General features: G+C 42.0%; 2 protein-coding genes. Both read left to right on the plus strand.

Translation table 11 applies throughout. The features are described 5' to 3' along the window. Positions 1 to 50: 50 nt before the first annotated feature. Complete coding sequence (locus B9J84_RS12435) at positions 51 to 1,481, plus strand: diguanylate cyclase (RefSeq protein ID WP_094124257.1); 1,431 nt, start codon at positions 51 to 53, stop codon at positions 1,479 to 1,481. Between the two features lie 544 nt (positions 1,482 to 2,025). Continuing rightward, a partial coding sequence (nrdD, locus tag B9J84_RS12440) for an anaerobic ribonucleoside-triphosphate reductase (RefSeq protein WP_094124258.1) occupies positions 2,026 to 3,308 on the plus strand: 1,283 nt, incomplete at its 3' end.

Consider the following 3,308-nt stretch of genomic DNA (forward strand, 5'->3'; position numbering starts at 1 on the left):
GTGCAAGCTTAATCGTGTTTGAGTCAACTAAACTCCCCAGTTAGGAAAACATGAAACTGAAATCTGCGTTATTGATGATATTTTCTCGAGTGATGGCTGTATTGGCGCTGCAGCTTCCAGTCATCGCTTCTACGGCAGAAGTCGGTGAACCGCTCTCCAGCGAGCATGATCTTTCTCAACCTCTGCTTATTACAAGCTCAGCCAAGTGGAAACCGTATTCGTATATTAATAAGCAAGGAGAGCCTGCCGGAATCTTAGTCGATTATTGGAAAGTCGTTGCTGAGCAAAGCGGGTTCGATGTTGAATTTAAACTAGTAAGCTGGAACGAATCACTAGAGCTGGTTAAACATGGGCAAGCCGACGTTCATGCTGGTCTAATTCAATCACCTGAGCGAGATCTGTTCCTCGATTTTGGACCTGAAATTATGGCGATCGAGACGCACGTATTCTTAGATCAACACTTACTCGGTACGGATTTTGACAAAATATTTTCAGGTGAAATCGATATTAAGGTTGGTGTTGTATTGAGTGGCTATGAGGCGTATTACGCAGCTCAATATTTACCTAAATTAAACTTGGTCTACTTTGCCACGAATGAAGATATGTTGTATGCCGCTTCCAGTGCAAAATTAGAAGGGTTTATTAGCGATTATCAAGTCGCTAATCTCTTTATGTTTACAGAAAATAGCCCGAAAAAATATGTGCCAGTTAAGTTTCTCTATTCTGAGCCGTTACGCTTTGGGGTGAAAGAGGGCAATGACGTTCTTTGGCAGAAGCTCGCAAATGCGACAGATAAGGTATCTGATGCCTCTAAAATGCAGTTATTTAGTCGCTGGATCTACATGGAAACGGTTTACCCAAAAAATTTTATCCCGATCATCATTAGCGTAGCTCTGATGGTTCTCTGTATTTACATCTTGATGTTAAGACGCGCAGTCATACATAAAACCATCGATTTAGAGAGAGCAAATCACTTGCTAGAGAAATTGGCGCAAACTGATGAGCTAACAAAAATCAGTAATCGCCGACACTTCCAATCAAAGATAGCAGAATTGCAAGGAACTCCCGTCCCCTTCACCTTATTGGTGTTTGACATTGATAACTTTAAGCTAATCAATGATCAGTTTGGTCATGAAGTGGGTGATCAAGCCATTATTCATGTGGTTAGACATGTACAGAGAAAGTTATCCAATAATGACTTTATTGCTCGTTTAGGTGGAGAAGAGTTCGCCATTATTCTTACTCTCTATACCTTTGAAGAGGTCAAATTGAAAGCTCAATATATCTGTCAATCTGTCTATGAAAATCCAATGCGAGTAGCCAATGATACCATCACGCTCAGTATCAGTTTGGGTGGCGCCTATTACGATCTTGTTCCTGATAAAGTCTCACTTACTGTTGCGGACAGTTTAATGTACCAAGCCAAGTCGGCGGGTAAAAATCGTGCTGTAGTTGTTAAAGTCGATCAATGTGCGGATTGAACATTCCTATTAACTTCATTTCGGCCATCTATTATCACTTGGCTAGCCCGAGGACAGTGTTTCAAGAAAAGCCATTCCAAGAAAAGTATGGATGATATTTTTTGGCAACGAAATGACCTCGATTAATCATGAAATAGTGTGTTGGAATTCGACATTCCATGTCGCTAATGTGAGACTTTGTGCCCAAGTCGCGAAAGAGGGAATAAAGAGTATTGCTGCCGCTAATCGACATACACATTTTGATTTTAACATCGCAATACCTCACTGATCGAATCCGAAGGCTTAGCCTATCAGGTTCGGTGAAATTTCAAGAGGAAAAATCAAAAATTTGCAATTTTCATCGTTTCTTTTCTAAGTGAGATCTACTACTCCAAGATCGCATTGATCTTGTTCAATGCTCGGTTTTTATTGATCCAAATCAATACCCTGAGTTGGGAGTTTTCGTTAAATGCACCACAATATATTGTGTCAGTCGGATAATAAACTGCTCTATATAGTGTATTTGTGGATAACTCTGTGAGTATGCTAGGGGTAAGGAGAAATGGTGAAACCTATCGTAATCAAACGTGACGGATCGAGAGCCCCGTTCAACCGTGATCGCATTCAATCTGCCGTGGAAAGTGCAGCTGAACATATTGATAAAGAGATCGCTATTTACGCACTCAATGTGGCGTTGGCGGTAGAACTGAAGCTCAAAGATTACGATGAAGTCCATATCGCCGAGATTCAAACCTTAGTAGAGAACGAGCTAATGCAAGGGCCCTATAAAGCATTAGCTCGTTCATACATCGAGTACCGACACGATCGTGATATCGCGCGTGAAAAGCAAAGTGCCTTGACGCAAGAGATTGAAGGCCTTATCGAAGAAAGTAATGCCGATCTGCTCAATGAAAATGCGAATAAAGACGGCAAAGTGATCCCAACGCAGCGTGACTTACTGGCTGGTATTGTGGCGAAACACTACGCTAAAACCCGAATTTTACCGCGTGATATTGTGCAAGCGCATGAAGAGGGTGATATCCACTATCATGACTTGGATTACGCTCCCTTTTTCCCAATGTTTAACTGCATGCTGATTGATTTAAAAGGCATGCTCACTCATGGCTTTAAGATGGGTAATGCGGAAATTGATACGCCAAAATCAATTTCAACCGCCACCGCAGTGACCGCGCAAATTATCGCTCAGGTTGCGAGCCATATTTACGGCGGCACCACCATCAACCGTATCGATGAAGTGCTTGAACCTTATGTGACAGCCAGTTACGACAAACATTTAGAAATAGCAAAAGAGTGGGATATTCATCATCCCGAAGCCTTTGCTATGTCCCGTACAGAAAAAGAGTGCTACGACGCATTCCAGTCACTTGAATATGAAGTCAACACTTTGCATACCGCGAATGGGCAAACTCCGTTTGTCACTTTCGGCTTTGGTCTAGGGACCAGTTGGGCCTCTAAATTGATTCAACAGTCAATTTTGAAAAATCGCATTGCTGGCTTAGGCAAAAATCGTAAAACGGCTGTATTCCCTAAATTGGTATTTGCCATCAAAGATGGCTTAAATCATAAAGCGGAAGATCCAAATTATGACATTAAACAACTCGCATTAGAGTGTGCCACCAAACGCATGTACCCGGATATTCTCAACTACGACAAAGTAGTTGAAGTGACTGGTTCATTCAAAACCCCAATGGGTTGCCGCAGCTTCTTAAATACCTATGAAGAAGGTGGTGAGCTGATTCACGAAGGGCGGAATAATTTGGGGGTAGTCAGTCTCAATTTACCTCGTATCGCGCTGAAAGCGGGCCGAAATATTGAACAGTTCTACAC

Source organism: Vibrio sp. V03_P4A6T147 (genome assembly GCF_002241085.1).
GTDB classification, from domain to species: Bacteria; Pseudomonadota; Gammaproteobacteria; order Enterobacterales; family Vibrionaceae; genus Vibrio; species Vibrio anguillarum.

Bases quoted from the DNA above. Each gene is read 5' to 3' on its own strand.
- B9J84_RS12435 (WP_094124257.1), top strand. From the start codon at position 51: ATGAAACTGAAATCTGCGTTATTGATGATATTTTCTCGAGTGATGGCT.